The sequence below is a fragment of the Streptomyces sp. NPDC031265 genome (genome assembly GCF_055570295.1).
The window spans coordinates 166,534-169,433 of record NZ_JBVIHM010000016.1 but is presented as its reverse complement, the minus strand read 5'-3'; the positions used below and the strand labels follow the sequence as shown (position 1 = coordinate 169,433).

Sequence of the window (2,900 nt, the reverse complement as noted above, 5' to 3'; positions counted from 1 at the left end):
GTGGTCGATTACCCGCCGGGTAATCGACCACCCGCCCCGCCCCCGGCAGGATCGAGGCATCCCCACGGCAATCGTTGCCCCGGAGGCCCTCATGACCGCTTACGCCATAGCCCACCTGCGCCCCACCGAAGGCCCCGTCCCCGAGGAAGTCTTCGTCTACATGGAGCGCGTCCAGGACACGCTGGCCCCCTTCGGCGGCCGGTTCCTGGTCCACGGGACGACGGTGGAGGTACGCGAGGGCGCCTGGCCGGGAGCCCTGGTCATGGTCGCCTTCCCGGGAATGGCGGAGGCCCGTTCCTGGTACGAGTCCCCCGAGTACCAGAACCTCCTCCCTCTCCGCACGGACCACATCCCGGGCGACCTGGTCCTGGTGGACGGGGTGGGCCCGGACTACGAGGCGGCGAGGACGGCGAGGCGGTTCAGGGAGGCGCAGGGGGCCGGCCTTTAGAGCCCAGGGCTGTGCCGTTGTGCGGCTCCACCGCGATGGCTTTCAGGAGCGCGGGGCTGCGTCATTGTGCGGCTCCACCGCAGTGGCTGTCAGGGGCGCGGGGAACGGTGCGAGAACCACGCACGGTCCGCGGGCGACCGGGGTTTCAGGGGCGCGGGGAACTGCGCGACCAGCCACACGCAGCCCGCGGGCGACCGGGGTTTCAAGGGGCGGGGGGAACGGCGCGAACGCCACAGACAACCCGCACCTGAAGTCACCGCCCCCCGACCCGCACCGCCCCCCGACCCGCACCGCCCTCAACACCCACCCCCACGGGGCCACCGGTAAGGCGAATCCAGCCGATAAACCCCCGCCCGCGGCACCGTGAGCCGAGCCCACTCACCGTCCCGCGCCACGCACGCACCCCCATCCGCCCGCAGCCACGGCGAATAGGCGATCCGGACGGTCGCGGACCCCGCCCGCGCCATCCGGACGACGAGCTGAGCGTCGTCCCCCCGCACCACCACCCCCGGCGCGGACACCAGCGGCACCGCATCCCGCACCCGGTAAAGAGTCCAGTGCGCATCCCCCCACACCCGCTCCAGCCACGGCGGCCCGCTGCGCACGAGCGCGGCCTCGGCGGTGGCGGGCCCGTCCGGCAGCCCGTCGTGGAGGGCGACGAGGCCGACGGCCCAGCGGTCGAGCCAGGCCCGGTACGCGGCCGGCGAGAACGACCCGTCGTAGAAGAGGCGCCCGCGCTCCACGTCCAACTGCCGGTTCCACCCACGCGCGTTGTTGACGTCCGCACCGAGCACCGCGGCCTCACGGTGATTGCGCGCGGGCACCACTTCGACACGCGTCCGGTCGGCCCCGAGCCGACGCAACTCACCGACGAGCCCGTCCGTATGCGACGCCCACGCGGGCGTGACGGTGGAGACCCCGGTGTCGTCGAGCGTCTTGTCGCGCAGCCAGTTGACGGAGATGAGCAGCACCACGGCCAGCACGACCCGCCGCGTCCTGTCGAGCCCGGGCGCGAGGAGCGCGGCGAGCAGGACGGGCGGCCCGGCCAGCCCGACGAGCCGCTCCACGTTCGAGCCGATCGGGGAGGCGACGACGTACGTGAGGACGACCCCCACCGCGTACACGGCGGACCCGGCGCGGACGACCCGCCACGTACGGGATACGGGCGCGGCGAGCAGTAGCCCGGCGCAGACGCCGAGCGGCATCCACAGCTTGCCCAGCTGCATGGGCTGTTCGCCCTCGAAGGGGAAGAGGAGGGTGGTGGCCGCGACGATCACGCACGGCGGCACGCTCAGGACGGCGGCCTTGCGCCACTGCCGGTCCAGACCGTACGCGGCGCCGACGACGAGCAGGAAGAGCCCGGCGACAGGGCTGGCCATGGTGGCGAGAGCAGTGCTCACGCATGCGAGCGGCAGTCTCGTACTGGAGCGGCGCACCCAACCGAGCCCGAGAGCGGTGCTCTCTATTCGACCCGGCCCGACCTTCCCCAGCGGCCCCTGCACCAGCAGACAGGCCGCGAGCGCGAACGCGATCCCCACCGCGAAGGTCGTACGCCCCGACACGACGTTGCACCACAGCGCCGCTGCGGCGAGCAACGCGGGCCACACCCCCCGCCACGGCCCGTCGCCCCCGAACCGCGTGCCCCGCGCGCCCTCCGCCCGTACGAAGAGCAGAGCCATCAGCCACGTACTGGAAACACCCGCCAAGACCGACACCGCGCGCACCCCGAACGCCGCCATCAACCACGGCGTCAGCAGGCTGTAGTTGGCGGTGTGCGCGCCGCCGTACCAGGACAGCTTGTACGCGGACCCCGGGTGCCGGGCCGCGAAGCCGGCCCAGGCGAGCTGGGCCGCGAGGTCGCCGCCGCCGGTCGCGAGGACCAGCGCCCACACCGCGTACAGCGGGAGGACCGTCAGCGTCACGACCGCGGGCACGCGCCACTGCGGCCGCCGCCGCCTCCCGCGCGGTGGCGAGGCGGCTCCGTCGTTGGCGGTGTCGGTCCGCAGGACCTGGCTGATGCCCACCCGGCCCACCCTAAGGCGGGCCCGGCCACGGAACACAGCGGGCGATTGATGCTCCTATTGCTGTCAAGCGGTCTGGACCCAGTCGCGGTAGGCATGGGCGAGGTCGTCGTCTCGGCTGAGGCCTCGTTCAAGTCTGGAGATGGTGGTGGGTCAGACACCGAAGCGACCCCCTCCCTACGCTCGAAGGCCTGATCACCACACTCGCCGTCGAGAACCACCGGTCGCTGCGGCACCTCGTCGTGCCCCTCGACCGCCTCAACGTGGTGACGGGCGCCAACGGCACCGGGAAATCGTCCCTCTACCCGGCGCTGCGGCTGCTCGCGGACTCCGCGCGCGGGGGCGCGGTCGCGGGGGGGGGGGGGGGGGGGGGGGGGGGGTGGGGGGGGGGGGGGGGGGGGGGGGAAGGAAAAAAGCTGGGCACGCCAGGA

2 protein-coding genes are annotated in these 2,900 nt (G+C 73.3%); one reads left to right on the top strand and one right to left on the bottom strand.

Going from position 1 to position 2,900, the window contains the following annotated elements; genetic code table 11:
• Window positions 1–91 precede the first annotated feature (91 nt).
• Window positions 92–448, top strand: coding sequence for a DUF1330 domain-containing protein (locus tag ACZ499_RS24240; protein ID WP_468677823.1), 357 nt, complete (start codon window positions 92–94; stop codon window positions 446–448).
• A 296-nt stretch (window positions 449–744) separates the two neighbouring features.
• Here the strand turns inward: ACZ499_RS24240 and ACZ499_RS24235 are convergent, their stop codons facing one another.
• Window positions 745–2,382, bottom strand: coding sequence for a hypothetical protein (locus tag ACZ499_RS24235; protein WP_468677853.1), 1,638 nt, complete (start codon window positions 2,380–2,382; stop codon window positions 745–747).
• Window positions 2,383–2,900: the final 518 nt, after the last annotated feature.